This is a genomic window from Mycobacterium sp. IDUB_24, assembly GCF_055419385.1.
Map to the genome: position 1 here is coordinate 1470924 of NZ_JBVAXO010000001.1, position 16736 is coordinate 1487659.

Here is a 16736-nt window from a genome sequence, read left to right on the forward strand (position 1 = left end):
GGGTTGTCTGTGGGGGCGACCAATCTGGTGGCGATCGCCGACCAGACGCCGTTGGTGCGGCGGGCGATGCTCACCGTCTCCGGGCATCGCGGGCCGGTGGTCGGCACCCCTTCGGCCGGCGGCGGGTTGGTGTTCACCGATTTCGTGGGACGGGTGGGTGACCCGGTGCCGCTGGTCGCCGCCGACGGGTCGACGCATCGTGCAGATCAACTCTTGGCGGGCGCAGTCGAGGCATTGACCCGTGAGGTCAGCCCGGCGCATCGTCCGGACACGACGGTGGTCGCGGTGCCCGCGCACTGGAATGCCGGAGCTCTGGAGGCTGTGCGTGGCGCGTTGCCCGGCGTCCGGGTGGTTCCCGATTCGGTCGCGGCGTTGACGGCCATCCAGTCGTATCCCGGCCTGCCCGCCCGAGGCGTCGTCGCCCTCTGCGACTTCGGCGGTTCCGGCACCAGCCTGACCTTGGCCGACGCTGCCGCCGGGTTCGGGACCATCGGCCAGAGCATCCGCTACGACGAGTTCTCCGGTGACCTGATCGATCAGGAATTGCTGCGCGGCGTCCTGAGCAATCTGGAGGCCGAGCCCGCCGGTACCGCGGCGGTGGCCGCACTGGGCCGGCTGCGCGACGAATGTCGGGCCGCCAAGGAGCGGCTGAGCGACGAGGGGGCAACGAGTCTCGTCGGGCCCCGCGGTGCGATCAGGCTCACCCGCGCCGAACTGGACGCGGTGGTCGACCAGCCGCTCGGTGGATTGATCGAGGCCCTGCTGGACCTGCTGCGCCGCAACGGTATTCATCCAGCGCAGCTGGCGGCGTTGGTCACTGTCGGCGGCGGTGCACGGATACCACTTGTCACCCAACGGCTTTCATCGGCATTCCGCCTTCCCGTCACCACCGTGCCGCAAGCTCAGGTGATCGCCGCCGTCGGGGCCGCGCTGCTGGGGCGTCGGGGTGCCGACGAGACCTCCACGCAGGTGGCGGTTGCTCCTGCATTGGTTCCTCTCACGGGCACCGGCACCCTCGCCGCGTCCGCTCTGGCCTGGTCGGTGTCTGACGATGCCGCCGAAGTCGCCGAGTTCATTCCTGCATCGGTGACCGAGGATTCGGCCCGGCCGGAATTCGCGTTCTCCGAGCCGCCGTTACCGCCCGCTCCGGCGCGCGTTGCCTGGTACCGGCGCGGGGGAGTGGTGGCCTACGCGGGGGTGTTCCTGGCCGTCGTCGGCACGGTCGGCATGGTGCTGTCGGCGCGGGCCGATCGGCTCGACGCCGCGGTCTCCGGGTTGTTGGCGCCCCAAACTGTTCCCGCCGAGTCCCCGTTGGCCCAAACCGCACCGGCACCGCCCACGCGGACCGTCGTGGTGCGCGATCCATCGTGGCCAGGGCCCGCGGCGTCGGCGGGACCCGCGCAGGCCGCTTCGCCACGGCCGGCGGCTGCGCCGCGGCTCGTGCAGAGCCGGCAGAGCGCACCGATGGGTCCGGCCCCGCAACGGGTGGCTCCCGCGCCGCAGGCGCCCCTCCCGCGGCCGGCCGCTCCTGCGCCTCTGCCTGCGCCTCCTGCAGCGCTCCCACCGATTCCGGTGCCGCCGTTGGTGTTTCCACCTGTGACCATCCCGCAATTGCCGGTGCCACAGTTGCCGATCCCGACGTTCAAGCCGCCGGTATCTGAGCCATCGCCTTCGCCCTCGCCCTCGCCTAGTCCGAGCCCGTCGCCGACGCCTTCGCCCACTGTGGAGCCAAGCCCGTCGCCGACTGCCACGCCGGAGCCCACGCATGCTCCTGAGCCCACGCCCACTTCCGAGGCGCCGGCACCCTGAATCGCGCTTGAACCGAGGTTTACTGCTTGATAGTGACTGGAATCCTCGATCTTGATGACTATGCGGCCCGGTCGAGTCGAATGAACCCACACCCCGGGCCACACGGGTGGCCGGCCACCGCGATCCCGTGCCGCTGCAGCACCTGAGCGATCTTGCCGGCGGTCTGGCATGGCCGGTCAAAGATCTGCCCGTAGGAGAGCCTGACCGTCGAACGGCCGTCGACGGCGGCGTCGAGATCCCGCTCGAAGTCCGCATCCCGCCTGGTCGCCGAGTCGTGGTACATCCGGCCGTCGAGCTCGACGATGAGCTGTTCTCCGTACTCGGCATCGCGATAGCAGACCCCGACGGATGACGCGGCCCGCTTCTGCCGGGTTGCCCTGGGCAGACCATGCGGGCGCTCGACGCGAACGAGATAGCCATGCTCGAGAACTGAACATGTGCCGTCGGCGATATCGACCAACACCGCGCGTAACCATCGGCGACGGCGGACCCGTGCCCGAGAATCAAGCACTTGCAGGAGCCGATGCGCGGTGGTTCGACGCGATTGGCAGGCGTTGGCGAGGACCGCGATGGCATCGAGTTCGGACGCGGCGCGGCACGCGACGTCGAGCGCGGCTTCGTCGTAACGCATCCGCGGTGGGCTGACGTTCCAAAGGACCCGCTCCTGAAGGTCCACGAGGTGGTGAATGCGGACCCCCGCCGGTTCGGCCAATATCGCCCGCTGTTGCGCGACCGCGACATGGATGGGCAACGCGTCGGCTCCAAGGGCAGAATCGAAGCACAGCGCGGCCGGAGCAGCGTAAAGAACTGCGGCCCAAGCGCGTTGCGACCACGTCAGCGGTCCGGTGTGGTTGACGTACACGCCCACGTGGACCCGCGCCCACTCATTGCGTCTGAGCAGTCGCCGGATCTCGTGCTCCCGCAGGCCCGCGTCCAAAGCCTGCCGGCGTGAAATCACCCCGTCCTGTTGACGGAGCACATCGTCGACGTCCACGTTTCGATACTCGTGGACTGGCGCGTCTGCGACCAGGAGCACTTCGAGGATCTGTGGATAACTGCGGAGTGAGTGTTACCCGCCGGCAGCGGGCGCCGGACCTGTCGTCGTCGGCGGGGCCGTTGTCGTAGTCGTCGGCGGCGCAGTGGTGGTGGTCGTGGTCTCGGTCGTCGTAGTGGGCTCGGTGGTCGTGGTCGTGGCGGTGGTTTCCTCGGCCGTAGTCGTCGGCGCGACCGTCTCGGTGACGGTGTGCGTCGGCGCCGGAACCACCGGCGCCGTGGTTGCGACCGATGTGGTGGTGGTCGATGTGGTGGTGGTCGTGGTCGTCGATGGGGAGTCGGACGAGAACAGCTGCACCAGGGCATAGATGACCAGCGCTGCGATGACTGTGCCCGTGGCGCCCATGCCGATCAGTGCGGCGGGCTTGCGGTACCAGGGGACGGCCTCGGGAGTGGGCGGCGCGGGCGGCTCGGAGTACTCGCCGTAGCTGGGCGCGTACTGCGTCGGCTCCTCGTCGTCGTAATAGTTCGACACGCGCCGATGGTAGGCGCGCTCAGCCGCCCGGCGGCGGATACAGCGTGCGTGTCACGTTGGTGCGCGGTCGATAGTGCGTCGTGGGGTACTCGCCGTAGCCGGCGCCTGACGAGGTGGTCGTCGTCGTCGTCGTGGTCGTTGTTGTCGTCGTGGTGGTGGTCTCGGACGACGTGGTGGGCGAGGTCTCGGAGGTCTCCGAGGGCGACGTCGTCGTCGTGTCCGACTCGCCAGGCACACCGAATTCGGTGGTCACCGGAAGGCGGCTGGTGGTGGTCCGGGTCGTGGTGGACTTGGAGGTCTTCATCGTCGTCGACGTGTAGGTAGGTGGCACGAAATCGATCGGCGCGTCCTCCGGCCCTCCGGAGCTCGTCAGCGAGATCGCGGCCCACAGCACCAGGCCGATCACGGCGAGGGCCGCCGCGCTGGCCCCTGCGACAGCCGGCGTCGAGTGATGCCAGGGCGCCTCGGCAGGCTGCCCCTGATCGTCGTCACCGGTCACGGGCACCGATACTATGCCCGGCCTCGGACCGGGCTTCGGTCAGCTCAGCTGACGGATGACATCGCCGGCGAACAGCTCGAGGTGATCCAGATCGGACTGGTCGAGCATTTGCAGGTAGACCCGCTGTACACCGGCCTCCAGGAACGGGCCCAGCTTGTCGACGATCTCGGCGGGCGTGCCGACCAGCGGCGAATTGCTGCGCAGCTCGTCCACCTCGCGGTTGATCGCCGCGGCGCGTGTGGCGAGCTGCGACTCGTCGCTGCCGGCGCACAGCACGAAGGCCGCCGAGTAGGTCAATGCGTCGGCCGGACGCCCCGCCGCTGCGACGGCAGTGGCCACCCGCGCGAACTGGGTTTTGAGGGTGTCCAGCGGCACGAACGGGATGTTGAACTCCGAGGCGAACTCGGCGGCCAACGAAGGCGTGCGCTTGGCGCCCATCCCGCCGATGACGATCGGCAGGTTCGCGCCTTGCGCGGGCTTGGGCAGCGCAGGGGAGTCGACGACGGTGTAGTGCTTGCCCGCGAAATCGAAGGTCTCGCCGACGGGCGTGTTCCACATTCCGGTGAGGATGCGCAGCTGCTCTTCGAGCCGGTCGAAACGCTCGCCCAGTGGCGGGAACGGGATGGCGTACGCCTGGTGCTCGGCTTCGAACCAGCCCGCGCCCAGGCCCAATTCGACACGGCCACCACTCATCTCGTCGACCTGTGCCACCGAGATGGCCAGCGGTCCTGGGTGGCGGAAGGTGGCCGAGGTGACCATGGTGCCCAGCCGGATCGTCGAGGTCTCGCGCGCTATGCCGGCCAACGTCACCCACGAGTCGGTCGGCCCGGGCAGGCCGTCACCGCTCATCGCCAGGTAGTGGTCGGATCGGAAAAATGCGGAGTAACCGAGCGCTTCGGCGGCGCGGGCCACCGCGAGCTGATCGGAGTAGGTAGCGCCTTGCTGGGGTTCGACGAACACTCGGAAATCCACGACGCCAGCCTATCGGCGATCTCAAGTGTGCGGCTGCTGAGCGCCTGCTTTACAGCCCGCGACGGGCGGCACGCAGCGCGGCCACGGCAGCGTCGTCGCCGGAGAACTCCACCCGGGCCGGCTCGCGGCCGGCAGCGAACATCAACAACTCGCCCGGCTCACCGGTCACCGTTACTTCCGGGCCAGAGCCGACGGTGGCCAGCGTCTTGCCTCGCGGTGTCGTCAGGCTCACCCGGGCGGGGGATTTACCCATCGTCATCCGGGCCATCGCGCCGATGCCGCGGGACAGCGCGGATACCGTCGCGTCATCGAGAGGTCTTGGCTCCCAGCCTGGTTGGGCGCGGCGGACGTCCTCGTTGTGGATGAACATCTCGGCCACGTTGACCAGTGGATCGAGCAGTTTGAAGGGGGAGTACAGGGGAGGGCCCGCGGCGATCTGGTCGACCAGGTCTGCCCAGTCGTTTGCGGCCACCTTGCGCTGAACCCGCTCGGTATAGCCGGCGAGCTGGGGCACCAGGATGCCGGGCGCGGCGTCGAGGCGACGCTCCCGCACCACGAGATGCGCGGCCAGGTCACGGGTGGTCCAGCCCTCACACAGGGTGGGCGCATCGGGGCCTGCGGCACGCATGGATTCGACCAGTGCGGCACGTTCCCGCTGAGCGATACTCATGAAACGACTCTAGAAGCTCTAGAACGTTTTCACTCCCTGGACAGCGATGGTCATCCCGTGCCCGGTGCTGTCGTTGCTGATGCGCGTGCCATCCTCACCCGCATCGATGGTCCAGCCCACCGCGCTGTATTTGCGGTAGTCGAGGGTGACCACCGGAATGTCGCCAAGATTGCCCAGCACCCATTTGATCTTGCCGTCGGCGGTCAGCCTGACCCCGTTTGCGTGGTCCCCATCGACCACCGGTGTATCGGCGAAATCCGATTCGCACCCGACCTCCTGCTTGGACAGTTGGCAACGGGTCTTACCGGACTTGGTCTCGATGAACACGTACCCGTTCTGCGGCTGCAGTGTTTCGGTGCCGGACGGTGGGGCGGACGCCGAGGTGCTCGACGGGGCCGGGGTGCTCGACGGAGGCGCCGGGCTGGACCGGGTGGGGCGTGCGGTCGGGAAACTCGGTTCGGTCGGTGATTGCGGGCTGGTGGCCGGAGTGCCTTCGATGCTCGATTGGCAACCCGACAACAGCACACCCGCGGCCAGCAGGGCGCTCAGTGACTGCCACGCCTTCACGCCGCCAAGGCTACGCATCGCTCGTGATGACGACGGGCTATGACGCGCCGAACAACCCCGCGTAACCGTCGGAGAGCGCCCGCAATTGTCCGGCGCCGTCACCGCGGAACGACGAGCCGTGCATCAGGGCCAAGGTGGTGGGGTTCAGCTCGGCGAGCTGCATCAACGTGGGCGTCAGATTCGTGGTCAGGCCGGTGGCGTGAAAGAGCCCTTCGGCCTCCAATGCGGGTGCCACGCAATCTGATTCGGTGGTCGCCGGACATTGTCCGGTGTGGGTGAACAAGTCGCCGGCGAGCAGTGTCGACGTGGTCTCGTCGAACCACAGCCCGGCTTCCCAGTTGTGCGGCACATGCGGTGTGGCGATGAACCGCAGGCGGTGCCCACCGATGTCGTGCAGACCGTCCAAAGGCGCTGCTACCGGCGGCCGATCACACATGTCGGTCAGCGACAGCATGATGGCCAGCGGGCCGTGAATCACCTCGGCGTGGGGTGCGGCGTCCAGGAAGAGATTCATCGCGCCGCACTCGTCGGCTTCCAGGTGACCGAACGAGATCCAGCGCAAGTGGGTCAACGGCAGGACCCGCTCGATGGCCGCCGACACCTGGGGGAACAGGAACCTTTGACCGGTGTGGAACAGGAACGGTTCGTAACCGGTCAGCAGGAACTGATTGAAGGTGAAGCCATGCTCGGTGATCCCCGGTATCCAGGTGGACAGCCGGTAGATGTCCGGAGCGATCTCGTCGACGCGGGTTTCCAGGTCGGAGGCCATGCGACCATGGTCCGCCCAACGATTCCCGATGGCCGGCTTTTGCTGTCTTGGGAATCTCCCAGCTGCGTCACCTACCGTCGTCGCGTGCTCGGCAAAGCCCTCGACGCGTTTCTGGACTCTCCGTTGTCCGGGATCGTGCCGTGGGCGCTGATGGCGATTCTGGCCGGTCCCGGGCGATACGAGATCGCGGTATGGGGCGCGCTCGGTTTCTCGCTGCTGGTGCTGGCACTGGACCGTCGCCGCAACATTCCGGTCCACGTGTTGGAGATGCTCGGAGTGGCCTTCTTCGTGGTGCTGGCCGCTGTCGGCCTGGTGGCTTCCCGAGGGCAGAAGACGTGGCTGGAACTGTGGTCGGGGGAGGTCACGAATGCCTCGTTGGCGATTTTCGCCCTGGTCAGCCTGATGATCGGCCGGCCGTACACGACGGCGTACGCGCGCGACGTCACCCCGCCGGATCTTTGGGATACGCCGCTGTTCAAGCGCACCCACATGGTGGTGACCGCGGTGTGGGCGGCGGCATTCGGCTTCTCGGCGTCGGTCGGCTGCCTCGGGGACGTGCTGTACGGCAGTACCGACAATTTCTGGACCGGCTGGATTCTGCAGTTGGCCGCGCTGTTCTTCGCGGTGGCCGTCACCGAGTTCTATCCCGAGTACGCCCGGGCCAAGGACGCGGCCCACGCGTTGCACCCGGTGCCGTCATGGTCGCGGATATTCGAGTGGCTGCCACCGTTCGTACTGGCGACCGGTGTCGCCGGCTGGCTGCTGGCCACGGTCAGCAGCGGGGTGGCTGCTGATCTGGTGGTGGTCGGCGCGTTCGGCACGGCACTGCTGCGACGGCGCGACCGTCGGGCACAGGTGGCGTAGGCGGCGTTCGGGTCAGTGTGGGCAGGCGTTGGCCGGTTTCCCGGACATCACCGCGTCCACGAAATCCTGCGCATCGCGTAGTGAAGCGGGGATCGTCCCGCGGTGGTCCTGGCCGGCGTACACCCGGTAATCGACTTCGACGTTCTTGCCGCACATGGCCTTCGCGAGCGCGTCGACGCCGGGTTGGGTCACCGCTGTGTCGGCGGTGCCCTGCGCGATCATGATCGGTACCTGCGGGGTGAGGTGGGTTGGGTCCTGGTGGTCGAGGTAATCCCGCAGCGGGCCGACATCCGCACCCGGCGTGAAGACCTGTGCCGACGGCACCGGCGGAATGGCGCGGATCTGGGCTATGCACGCGGTGCGGCCCGCGGTCAGCAACTGCTGTGCTTGTGGGGTGATGACCTCATCCGGCTTGACGGCCGGATCGACCACGGCGGCGCCGAGCACCAGGAGCGGCAGAAACGCTTGTGCCGCATCGGCTTCGGGTCGGCCGGAACGCACGAAGTCGATCGCCTGGGCAATTCCCACCCCGCCGGGGGCGATCGCCACCGCCCCCCTCAGCTTGAGCTCGGGTGCGCGCTGTCCACCGTCCTGCGCGGTGAACAGCGCGGCCTGTCCACCCTGGCTGTGGCCGATGGTGACCCAGTCGGTGCCGATGCGGGAGTCGAGCTTGCGGGCGGCCCGGACGATGTCGGTCACCGCGTTCGCCTCGCTGGTGCCGTCGATGTAGGGATGCCCGCCGGGGGTGCCCAGCCCCTGGTAGTCGGTTTGGACGACGGCGTAGCCGCGGGCCACCCAGGTGTCCAGCATCGTGGTCACCGGTCCGAGGTAATCGTGGGCGAGGCCGTCGGCGGTGTCCACCGACGGGGCACAGGTGTCGGCGTAGCCGGTGGTTCCGTGGGCCCAGCTGATCACCGGCCAGCCGCCCTCGGGCGGCGGTGACTTCGGGACCGCCACGGTGCCCGACACCACGATCGGCTGGCCGTGCGAATCGTCGGAGGCATAGGTGATCAGCCGAGTCTCAGCACTTGGCAGCGCGGCGACGGTGGTCAGCGGCCGTGCGGTGAGCAGCTCTCCGGACTTCAGCCCGGGGTCGGTGGCCGGCGAACAGCCGGTCACCATCGCGGCAACGGCAACTGCGCCAAGTAGGCTGCGGTTCCTCGACATGGCTCCCATTGTGTGGGTACCGCCGCTTACGAGGCAGGCTTCGGCAGGAACTGGTTGTCGAGTAACTCTGCGTAGTTGGGCAGTTGCGTGTCGGGAGCGATGGACTTCTGAGTTTTGGCCCACGTCCCGAGTTCGGCCAGCTTCTCGGCCAGGTCCGGATTCAGCTGGAGCGTGAAGTCGAACTCGTCGAGCACGGTGCCCAGTAGCTCGGGGTCCAGTTGGGTGGCTTTGGCCACGGCGTCGGTGGCGGCCTTGTCGTGCTGGGACAGGGCAGTGCCGGCGTCCCCGAGTGCGGCCAGGAAGGCGGTGATCGCCTTGCCCTTGGTGGCGACGGCGGATTCGGTGGCGACGAACAGGCTGTGCTGGTTGTAGGTGCCACCACTCAGCGCCACCGCGTCGTCCCCGAGTGCCTTGATCGTCTGCGCCTGGTAGGGCTGGAAGATCGATACCGCGTCGACGTTGCGTTGGGTGGCGGCGGTGACGATCGCCGACGGCGCGACCTGGACCAGCTCGGCCTTGATGTTGTTCTGCGCCAGGGCATTCGACACATAGTAGGCAGCGCTGGTGCCCAGCGGAGTGCCGATGGACTTGCCGGCCAGGTCGGCAACGGTGTTGATACCGGCGCTGCGCCGGGCGACGATACGCGAGCCCTCCCAGCGAGATCCGTCGGCGATCACGCGCAGGGAAGGGGTGCGGGTCAGTGCGGCCGAGGTCGGTACGTCGGCGGCAGTGGTGATGTCGACCTGCCCGGCCGCCGCGGCCTGCAGCGCCTCGACACCGGATTGAAAGTTCACCACCTTGACGTTGACGTTGTGCTTGCCGAACAGGCCGGTGTCGGCGGCAACCGGGACCTGCGCCCAGGACGGATCGACGACGAACCCGACGGTGAGCTGATCGGCGTTCGCGGTACCGGAGTCGCTGCAGGCGGTGCCTGCCACGGAGAGCGCGGCAGCGGCAACTGCTGCGGCGACGATGCGCCGAAGAGGGGTCTTCACGGATGGGTTCCTTTGTGGGGTAGAGGGTCAGTGCACGACGTGGTCGATGCCGAGCCGGTGGTGCAGGGTTTTGCGGATCTCGCTGTAGCCCGGCTGATCTGCGAGCGCATCGGCTGGGCGGGGACGGCTCAGCGGGTTGGTGATCTGGTCGACGATCTGCCCGTCGCGTAACACGCTGACGGTGTCGCCGAGCCGGATCGCCTCGTCGATGTCGTGCGTGACGAACACGATCGTGCGGTTCAGCCGCGTCCACAGATCGATCAGCAGATCCTGCATGCGTAGGCGGGTCAGCGCGTCGAGCGCCGCGAACGGTTCGTCCATCAACATCACCGTCGGCTCTCCGGCCAGCACGCGGGCGATACTGACGCGCTGCCGCATGCCGCCGGACAACTCACCGGGATGTTGTGCGGCCACCTCGTCACGCAGGCCCACCAAGTCGAGAAGCTCGTGAATCTTGCCCCGGCGCTCGCGTTTTGACAGCCGCCGGGCCGCCAGGGCGAAGTCGATGTTGTCGGCGACCGTCATCCACGGGAACAGCACGTCGCGCTGGAAGGCGACGCCGCGGCGGGGATGCGGTGCGGTGACTGACTCGCCGTTGTCGGTCACCGAGCCTGTGGTGGCCGTGATGAGACCGGCAAGGCAGTGCAGCAGAGTTGATTTGCCGCTGCCGGAGGCGCCGACGAGTACGGAGAAGGATCCCTCGGGAATGGTCAGGGAGATGCCTTTGAGGGTCGGCTCCTGCTTGCCGGGGAACCTCACCACGAGGTCGTGGGTCTGGATGGCCATCTCAGCGCTCCTCGTGGGCCCAGCGGGTGAACGGGGACGTCACCGAGGCGACCAGCAGGTCACACAGGGCGCCGACGATGCCGAGGACGATCAGACAGAAGATCAGCCGATCGGCCTGTGAGAACAGCTGCGCCTGCGAGATCCGGTATCCGATACCCGATGTGGTGCCGGTCATCTCGGCCACGACGATGAGCACAAACGCCATCGCTGCACCCACCCGCAGACCTGACGCGATGTCGGGTGCGGCCTCGGGCAGCACCACTCGCGCAAGGGTCTGCCAACGGCCGGCACCCAGGCAGCGGGCGGCCTTCAGATAGTCGACCGGGGTGCTTGCCAACCCGGAGTGGCTGTTGATCCACACCGGCACGAACACTCCGAGGGCGATGACCAGGAGCTTGCTGTTCTCACCCAGCCCGAACCACAGGATGGCCAGCGGCACGAGACCGATCGTCGGGATCGGTGAGAACACCCGCAGCACCGGCTGCAGCAGGTTGCGGCCCGCGGCGGTGGTGGCGGTGAACACCGCCACGATGATCCCGATGCCGGCGCCGATTGCGAAACCGACTGCTGCTCTTTGCAAACTGGCGACGATGTCATCGAGCAGCAGGCCCTCGGCCCACAGGGTGTGCCCGGCGGTGAGGATCTCGGGCACGCTCGGGAACAGCTGTCGTGGGAACCCTCCGATTGCCACGATCAACGACCACAGGGCCGCGGCGATCCCCAGCCCCGCGAGTGTCCAACCGAGGACGCCCAGCCGGGCGAACGCCGACCGCAGCCGGGCAGGGGACGGGTGCCGCGGCGCGCGCGCCGCGGTTCCGCGCACCGCCAAACCGGCTGTCACGGAACGCGTCCCGGCTCAAGTCCCACGGCGTCCAGCGGAGCGCGCAACGTGCCCTCGGGAATCCAGTCGAACGGGACGGACTGCGACCGGTATACCAGTGCCGTCCGCGTGAGCCGGTCGACCCCGGGCACCCTGGTCTGCTTGACCTCGGGCTCGCCGGCCACGCCGTAACCCTGGTAGGGGCTGTGGTACTCCCACACCACATCTCCGTCCGGGGTGACCTGGAACAACCGGCCCTGCATCCCCTCGGTGATCAGGGTGTTGCCGTTGGGTAGGCGCTGCGCATTGCTGACAAACGAACTGAAGAAGGTCCACGACGGCAGGCCGGAGTCCTCCGCGGTGTACTGCCACACGATTTCCTTGGTGGCGGGGTCGATTTCGAGCACCCGCGATCCCGCGTAGATGCCCAGCGGCGCCGGGGGATATCCGGCCCCGCCCTGGTTGTCGAACACCAGGATGTTGCCTGCGCCGGGAAGGCCCGCGGCGATCATGTGCGGGTTGTGCTGACCGGAGGTCTGATCCACCGGTCGCGGCACCTTGTGCACATTGATGCGCTGATGCTGGGCGCCGAACTCGGCGTCGTGGTAGGGACCCAACTTCCAGGCGAACGATCCCGACGACTTGTCGATCAACGCGATGATGTTGGCCTTGCGGAAGCTGATCAGGATGTTGTCGGGGTGGAAGACGGAGTCCGGATCATCGACGTACCACCGGTTTGGCCCAAGGGTTTTGGCGCTGTTCATTTCCAGATAGCCCCAGGGGTCGTCGGGGTCGCGAGCGACGGTCTGCCGAAGGGCATCCCAGCCGGCATCGGAGAATCCGAACTCGTCGAGATGGTCGCCGGCCAGCCACTGCCAGACGAGCTCGCCTTCAGGTGTCACCTCGTAGAGCCCCTGGTCACCCACTGTGTGGTCACCGAGGCCTTGCACGACACGGGGAACCGTCGTCAGGATCAGTCGATTGCCGTTCGGCAGCAGCTCCCAGTCGTGGTTCTGTCGCGCAGCGCCGCCAGGTGCCTGAGCACCCCATTCCCAGACGATCTCGCCGGCCCAGTCGAGTTGGCCGACTGTCCCGTTGGCGTAGATGCCGCCGCGGGCATCGTCACTGTCGGACAGTTGCACCCCGACATCGCCGATACGCCCGCCGTTGAGCGCCGGGTCCAGGATGCGCGGTGGCACACCGGCATACGGCCACTCGTGCACCGCGGTGCCATTGAGATCGATCAGTCGGGTGACCCCGTCGGCGCCGGTGAACAGGACGTAGCTGTCGTAGGCGAGTTCGGGGTCGAGGTAGCTGACTCCGTTGAGTCGTACGAATGCCATGTCAGCTACTCCACCAACGCCCGGTTACAACCATGGGTCCTCCTCGTTACGGTTCTAATCGATTAGCGTAGGCGGGCGAATCCTGGACGGAACCGTCACAATCGAGGTGATTCAAACTCTTTCGAGTGGTCACCGACGAGCGGAAGGTCCAGCCGTTGTGAGTGGTAAACGTCCGACCCTGGCCGATGTGGCCAATCGCGCCGGCACCTCGACGGCGGTGGTGAGCTACGTTCTGAACAACGGGCCGCGGCCGGTATCAGAGTTATTGCGGGCCAAGGTTATCCGTGCGATCGACGATCTGAACTACCGCCCGGACGGCCGCGCCAGGGCGTTGCGTCGGCCGCGGCGCTGGCGGCAGATCGGACTGCTGGTTCCCGACCTCACGCTGCCCCTGTTCGGTGAGTTCGTGGGGCGGATCGAAGTGGAAGCGCGGGCGCGCGATCACCTGACCCTCATCGGCAACACCGGATACGACCCCGAGCGTGAGCTCGAGTTCGCCACCGCGTTCGCTGAGGTCGGTGTCGACGGGCTGCTGGTGGTCGGCGCGGCGAACGCCCCGCACACAGCGAATCTCTGTCGGCGAGAACGCATTCCCGTGGTGTGGATGCACAACATCCGCGGCGCGATCGACACCGACATCATCGGGGTGGATCACGTCCAGGCCGGCGAACTCCTCGCCCGACACCTGCTCGACATCCACGATTGTCGCGACGTCGCGTTCGTCGGCGGTGTCACTGCGGACGATGTTCGTCACGGCGACCGGGAAACCGTGCAGCAGCGGTTCGAGGGCGTCGCCTCCGTCGTCGGCCAGAGCCTCCCGCACGTCCGCACCGATCTCACGCCGTCCGGCGCCTACCGTGCGGTCACAAGGTTTCTGCGTGGTGGCGCCCTGCCGGGGGCGTTCGTGGTCGGGACCTACGGGCAGACAGCGGCCACGATCCGGGCGGTCGCCGATGCGGGCCTGCGGATCCCCGACGACATCCGGGTCGTCGGCTTCGACGGCGCCGCGGCCGACTATGGACGGCTGCGACTCACCACAGTGCAACAGCCGGTCGATGCGCTGGCCCGTCAGGCTCTCGGCCGGCTACTGGGCGATACACCGCGCGTCGACGATGGTTTCGTGCCGACTCTGAGGGTGGGCGAGACCTGCGGGTGCGGCTCAGGTATCAGGTGAGCTGGCGCTCCAACAGTTCGGGGCGAACCTCGGAGATCCGCGCATAGTCGCGGTCCTGGTGGAGAACGCCTGCGTTGTGTGACAGCGCAGTTTCGGCGATGAACAGGTCCGGAAGTGCCGTCCGATGCCACATGCCGTGATGGTGTGCAAGGTCGCGTTGTAACCGCCGCACTCGGTCGAAGATGTCTGCCGGCGCCGACAACACCGGAAAGATCTCTCGTATCGACGACCACTCCCGGTCGTAGTCGGCCGCGGACCTCGCCGAGTGCAGCCACTCCAACTCGCCGATCGCGCACATGGCGAGGTCGGCCAGGTCAATCTCCGGGGGCGGTGAAGTGCCGTTCATGAGCCGAACGTGGGCACTCTTGTCCAGCACCCACAGCGTCATCGCCAAGCCTCATCTGTCTGCAGCACGTCTACGTCCACCGCGTTGTGGGCGATGTCCAGGTGCGTCGTAACCCGGGCGCGCCTCGCTTCGCGTTCCTCCTCGGCAGTCGCGACCAATCTCCGCAGACCTTCCTCGACAGTCGATCGGACCGTCTGTCCCGTCACACGTTGCGCGGCCTTCACGAGATCCTCGTCAAGCTCGATCGTTGTTCTCTTCACCGGCATGAGTACATATTATTCGGAGTGCTGTACATACGGCTAGTGATGCAGGAAGGTGCGCAGCGCGATGGCCTCGGGATCGTGCCCGAAATGTTCGATGACCTGCACCTGGATCTCGCCGACCACACCACCGAGAACGGCACCGACGGCGATCATCGTCGGCTCGTCGTCCTTGAACACCGGCCGCAGAATCGACTCGTACTCCTCATGGGTGAGCAGACCCATCTTGTCGATGATGGTCTGTTCGAGATCGAGGGCGCCCATGGCGTAGTCCTGTGCGTCGACCAATGTGGTGGGGAGCCGTTCGAGCACCATCTGCACCAGGTTGTCCTTGAACGCGTTGTAGCGCTGCGTGCCGACCGCGAACTTGACGAGCGGGGTCGCGATGCCGGTCTGTGCGTCGATGGCGGCTTCGACCTCCTTGCCGACGAGCGAGAACAATTTGTCGGCACCCGGTCCGCGGAGTACACCGTCGAACAGGATCTCGGGGGAGAATAGGTCCTCGGCAAGGATCCGCGCGTAGTCCTTGGTGATGATGTCGCGCTGGGCGTGCAGCAACCCCTGGAACGGGATGAAACCGAGGTACTTCGTCGGGTGGACGGGCCGGAACAACATGTTCAGCGCGATGTAGTCGCTGATGAAACCGACGCCGAAGCCGAATGCCGGCATGATCCAAGGGTTCTGGAACAACGCCCACGCGATCATCTGGACCACACCGATGACGAGCCCGAAGTAGATGCCGCTGCGCCGGACGAACGCCATGGCGTTGTCGCCGAGCCCGCGCATCAGCTTGTTCAGCTTGTCCTTGTTGCGGACCAGTGTCGTGACGGCCAGGTACTGGATGTCGACGAACCGGTTGAGGTCCGCCCGCATCTCGTTGAGCATCTTCTCCACGACCTTGGGGGTCTGGTCGTGGATGCGGGCCTGAATGGCATTGCGCGCAGCATCGGGCAACGAGTCCCACAGGCCGGGTCGGATCTGCTCGGCGAGGTCGCGGGAGATCTCGTCGACCACCTGGGTCAGCGGCTCACGCAGCGCATTGACGGCTTCCTTCGCGTCGACCCGTTCGAGCAGTTCTTCCGGCTTGAGGAGGTTCTGGGTGAGCAGCTCGATGGTCTTCGAGCCCACCTTTCCCGCCCGGCGTGGCACGATGCCCTGCCAGCCGAACGGCCCGATGCCCTTGAACTCCATCGGCCGGTAGATCATCTCCAGCGCGACGATCTTGGTGCTCCAGCCGACGAACGCGGCGACGAACGGCATGGACAGGTAGATCAGCCAGTTGACGTTGAAATCGGCCTTGATCTCCTGCCACGTCTGGATCGCAAGGACCGTGGTCACGAACCGTCCCGGAGCACCGCGGACTCCCACAAACCGCGCCCGAGCCCCGACAGGGACAGGGTCAGCTTCTCCACCCGTGCGGCCAGCGGCCCGCGGGATCCGCTCTTGACCGCCTGCAACACCATCGGCTCGGCCAGGAGCACCTCGTACTCGGATTTCTGGGAGGGATCCTCCGGACCCGTCTCGACCAGACCCAGCGACAGCAGATGACCGACGTACTGCGGGACCATGGCGGGCAACGCCACATTGGCGGTGCGGCCGATCAGGCAGGCGTTCTCCAACACCGCTTGACCGGGGGTGCGCGATCGGGTCCAGGTGTGGATGTTGACCAGCGGCGAGGCATCACCTTCGGAGAGCGCGCCGAGGATCCGCGCTTCGTCGGCCACCAGCTGGTCGAGCAGCCGGTGGTACAACTCCACCTGACTGCCCGCTGTGCTCTGATCCAGGGCCCGGTCGAGCAGGCGGTCCATCTTGGTGTTGAGCGATTCGGGCGTCGGCTCCTCCGGCGTGGCGACGGTGACCGGTCGGGCGGCGGCCGAATCGATGGCCTCCAGCCGGTTCTTCACCAGTGTGGCCAGTTGTTCCTCGCCCCAGGCGGCCAGCTTCATGCTTGTCTTGGCGGCGTCGAGCGCGCGATCGGCGATGCCGAAGGGGTCGTACCGCTTCGGCAGCAGCGGGCGCTCGTTGCGCGGGGTGCGGATCGCGATGGCGATCTCGCCGACGGGTGTGGCGAACCTGAACGCCCGCCGCTGCATGTTCTTGCGGCGTACCGGGACGTCATCGGACACCGTGTCGTCCGGACCCCTCTTCGACAGTTCCTCTGACATCA

The 16736-nt window shown here is 67.1% G+C and carries 19 protein-coding genes; 3 read left to right on the forward strand and 16 right to left on the reverse strand.

Features of this window, described 5'->3' with window-relative positions:
* Positions 1 to 9 precede the first annotated feature (9 nt).
* Positions 10 to 1809 carry an Hsp70 family protein gene (locus ACZYZF_RS07070; protein WP_463835020.1) on the forward strand — a complete coding sequence of 600 codons (1800 nt, stop codon included), beginning with the start codon at positions 10 to 12 and terminating at the stop codon, positions 1807 to 1809.
* A 58-nt stretch (positions 1810 to 1867) separates the two neighbouring features.
* Here the strand turns inward: ACZYZF_RS07070 and ACZYZF_RS07075 are convergent, their stop codons facing one another.
* The 7 genes from ACZYZF_RS07075 to ACZYZF_RS07105 all read right to left on the reverse strand — a co-directional run bounded on the left by ACZYZF_RS07075 (position 1868) and on the right by ACZYZF_RS07105 (position 6802).
* The gene (locus tag ACZYZF_RS07075) at positions 1868 to 2803 is read right to left on the reverse strand and encodes a type IV toxin-antitoxin system AbiEi family antitoxin domain-containing protein (protein ID WP_463835021.1); all 936 of its coding nucleotides are present in this window, start codon (positions 2801 to 2803) and stop codon (positions 1868 to 1870) included.
* A gap of 75 nt (positions 2804 to 2878) precedes the next feature.
* On the reverse strand, positions 2879 to 3337 hold the full coding sequence (locus ACZYZF_RS07080) for a hypothetical protein (RefSeq protein WP_463835023.1): 459 nt from the start codon (positions 3335 to 3337) through the stop codon (positions 2879 to 2881).
* Positions 3338 to 3356: 19 nt separating this feature from the next.
* Positions 3357 to 3836 (reverse strand): hypothetical protein, encoded by a 480-nt coding sequence (locus tag ACZYZF_RS07085; protein WP_463835025.1) that lies wholly within the window; start codon positions 3834 to 3836, stop codon positions 3357 to 3359.
* 39 nt (positions 3837 to 3875) lie between these two features.
* A complete protein-coding gene (locus tag ACZYZF_RS07090) occupies positions 3876 to 4808 on the reverse strand; it encodes an LLM class F420-dependent oxidoreductase (RefSeq protein ID WP_463742887.1) in 933 nt (310 codons plus the stop codon).
* A gap of 49 nt (positions 4809 to 4857) precedes the next feature.
* Positions 4858 to 5478 carry a TIGR03085 family metal-binding protein gene (locus ACZYZF_RS07095; protein ID WP_463742886.1) on the reverse strand — a complete coding sequence of 207 codons (621 nt, stop codon included), beginning with the start codon at positions 5476 to 5478 and terminating at the stop codon, positions 4858 to 4860.
* Positions 5479 to 5496: 18 nt separating this feature from the next.
* A complete protein-coding gene (locus ACZYZF_RS07100; RefSeq protein WP_463835026.1) occupies positions 5497 to 6045 on the reverse strand; it encodes a hypothetical protein in 549 nt (182 codons plus the stop codon).
* Positions 6046 to 6082: 37 nt separating this feature from the next.
* Positions 6083 to 6802, reverse strand: coding sequence for an oxygen-binding di-iron domain-containing protein (locus ACZYZF_RS07105; protein ID WP_463744106.1), 720 nt, complete (start codon positions 6800 to 6802; stop codon positions 6083 to 6085).
* A gap of 96 nt (positions 6803 to 6898) precedes the next feature.
* On the opposite strand from ACZYZF_RS07105, the gene ACZYZF_RS07110 reads away from it, so the two are divergent.
* A complete protein-coding gene (locus ACZYZF_RS07110) occupies positions 6899 to 7678 on the forward strand; it encodes a DUF3159 domain-containing protein (protein ID WP_463742884.1) in 780 nt (259 codons plus the stop codon).
* A 12-nt stretch (positions 7679 to 7690) separates the two neighbouring features.
* Here the strand turns inward: ACZYZF_RS07110 and ACZYZF_RS07115 are convergent, their stop codons facing one another.
* Genes ACZYZF_RS07115 through ACZYZF_RS07135 form a run of 5 tightly spaced genes read right to left on the reverse strand, consistent with a single transcriptional unit; the run spans position 7691 to position 12789 of the window.
* Complete coding sequence (locus tag ACZYZF_RS07115; RefSeq protein WP_463742883.1) at positions 7691 to 8845, reverse strand: lipase family protein; 1155 nt, start codon at positions 8843 to 8845, stop codon at positions 7691 to 7693.
* Positions 8846 to 8871: 26 nt separating this feature from the next.
* Positions 8872 to 9840 carry an ABC transporter substrate-binding protein gene (locus ACZYZF_RS07120; RefSeq protein ID WP_463742882.1) on the reverse strand — a complete coding sequence of 323 codons (969 nt, stop codon included), beginning with the start codon at positions 9838 to 9840 and terminating at the stop codon, positions 8872 to 8874.
* Positions 9841 to 9867: 27 nt separating this feature from the next.
* Positions 9868 to 10626 carry an ABC transporter ATP-binding protein gene (locus ACZYZF_RS07125; protein ID WP_463742881.1) on the reverse strand — a complete coding sequence of 253 codons (759 nt, stop codon included), beginning with the start codon at positions 10624 to 10626 and terminating at the stop codon, positions 9868 to 9870.
* A 1-nt stretch (position 10627) separates the two neighbouring features.
* Entirely contained in the window at positions 10628 to 11467 is an 840-nt protein-coding gene (locus tag ACZYZF_RS07130; RefSeq protein WP_463742880.1) for an ABC transporter permease, read from the reverse strand.
* Entirely contained in the window at positions 11464 to 12789 is a 1326-nt protein-coding gene (locus tag ACZYZF_RS07135) for an aryl-sulfate sulfotransferase (protein ID WP_463835027.1), read from the reverse strand. The genes ACZYZF_RS07130 and ACZYZF_RS07135 overlap by 4 nt, the downstream gene beginning before the upstream one ends.
* A gap of 157 nt (positions 12790 to 12946) precedes the next feature.
* Between ACZYZF_RS07135 and ACZYZF_RS07140 the strand changes: the two genes are divergently transcribed.
* Positions 12947 to 13963, forward strand: coding sequence for a LacI family DNA-binding transcriptional regulator (locus ACZYZF_RS07140; protein ID WP_463742878.1), 1017 nt, complete (start codon positions 12947 to 12949; stop codon positions 13961 to 13963).
* Here ACZYZF_RS07140 and ACZYZF_RS07145 read toward each other — a convergent pair.
* The 4 genes from ACZYZF_RS07145 to ACZYZF_RS07160 are packed head-to-tail and all read right to left on the reverse strand — an operon-like array spanning position 13956 to position 16734.
* On the reverse strand, positions 13956 to 14351 hold the full coding sequence (locus ACZYZF_RS07145) for a PIN domain-containing protein (protein ID WP_463835029.1): 396 nt from the start codon (positions 14349 to 14351) through the stop codon (positions 13956 to 13958). The two genes, ACZYZF_RS07140 and ACZYZF_RS07145, sit on opposite strands and share 8 nt — an antisense overlap.
* Positions 14348 to 14575, reverse strand: coding sequence for a type II toxin-antitoxin system VapB family antitoxin (locus tag ACZYZF_RS07150; protein WP_463742876.1), 228 nt, complete (start codon positions 14573 to 14575; stop codon positions 14348 to 14350). Before ACZYZF_RS07150 ends, ACZYZF_RS07145 begins: the two co-directional genes overlap by 4 nt.
* Positions 14576 to 14608: 33 nt before the next feature.
* Positions 14609 to 15907: a DUF445 domain-containing protein gene (locus ACZYZF_RS07155; protein ID WP_463742875.1), complete on the reverse strand. Its 1299-nt coding sequence runs from the start codon at positions 15905 to 15907 to the stop codon at positions 14609 to 14611.
* A complete protein-coding gene (locus ACZYZF_RS07160; RefSeq protein WP_463835030.1) occupies positions 15904 to 16734 on the reverse strand; it encodes an Abi-alpha family protein in 831 nt (276 codons plus the stop codon). The genes ACZYZF_RS07155 and ACZYZF_RS07160 overlap by 4 nt, the downstream gene beginning before the upstream one ends.
* Between the last annotated feature and the right edge of the window lie 2 nt (positions 16735 to 16736).

Coding starts and splice junctions, on each gene's coding strand:
- ACZYZF_RS07095 (WP_463742886.1), bottom strand. CDS start 5,478: ATGAGTATCGCTCAGCGGGAACGTGCCGCACTGGTCGAATCCATGCGT.
- ACZYZF_RS07115 (WP_463742883.1), bottom strand. CDS start 8,845: ATGTCGAGGAACCGCAGCCTACTTGGCGCAGTTGCCGTTGCCGCGATG.
- ACZYZF_RS07125 (WP_463742881.1), bottom strand. CDS start 10,626: ATGGCCATCCAGACCCACGACCTCGTGGTGAGGTTCCCCGGCAAGCAG.
- ACZYZF_RS07135 (WP_463835027.1), bottom strand. CDS start 12,789: ATGGCATTCGTACGACTCAACGGAGTCAGCTACCTCGACCCCGAACTC.
- ACZYZF_RS07145 (WP_463835029.1), bottom strand. CDS start 14,351: ATGACGCTGTGGGTGCTGGACAAGAGTGCCCACGTTCGGCTCATGAAC.
- ACZYZF_RS07150 (WP_463742876.1), bottom strand. CDS start 14,575: ATGCCGGTGAAGAGAACAACGATCGAGCTTGACGAGGATCTCGTGAAG.
- ACZYZF_RS07160 (WP_463835030.1), bottom strand. CDS start 16,734: ATGTCAGAGGAACTGTCGAAGAGGGGTCCGGACGACACGGTGTCCGAT.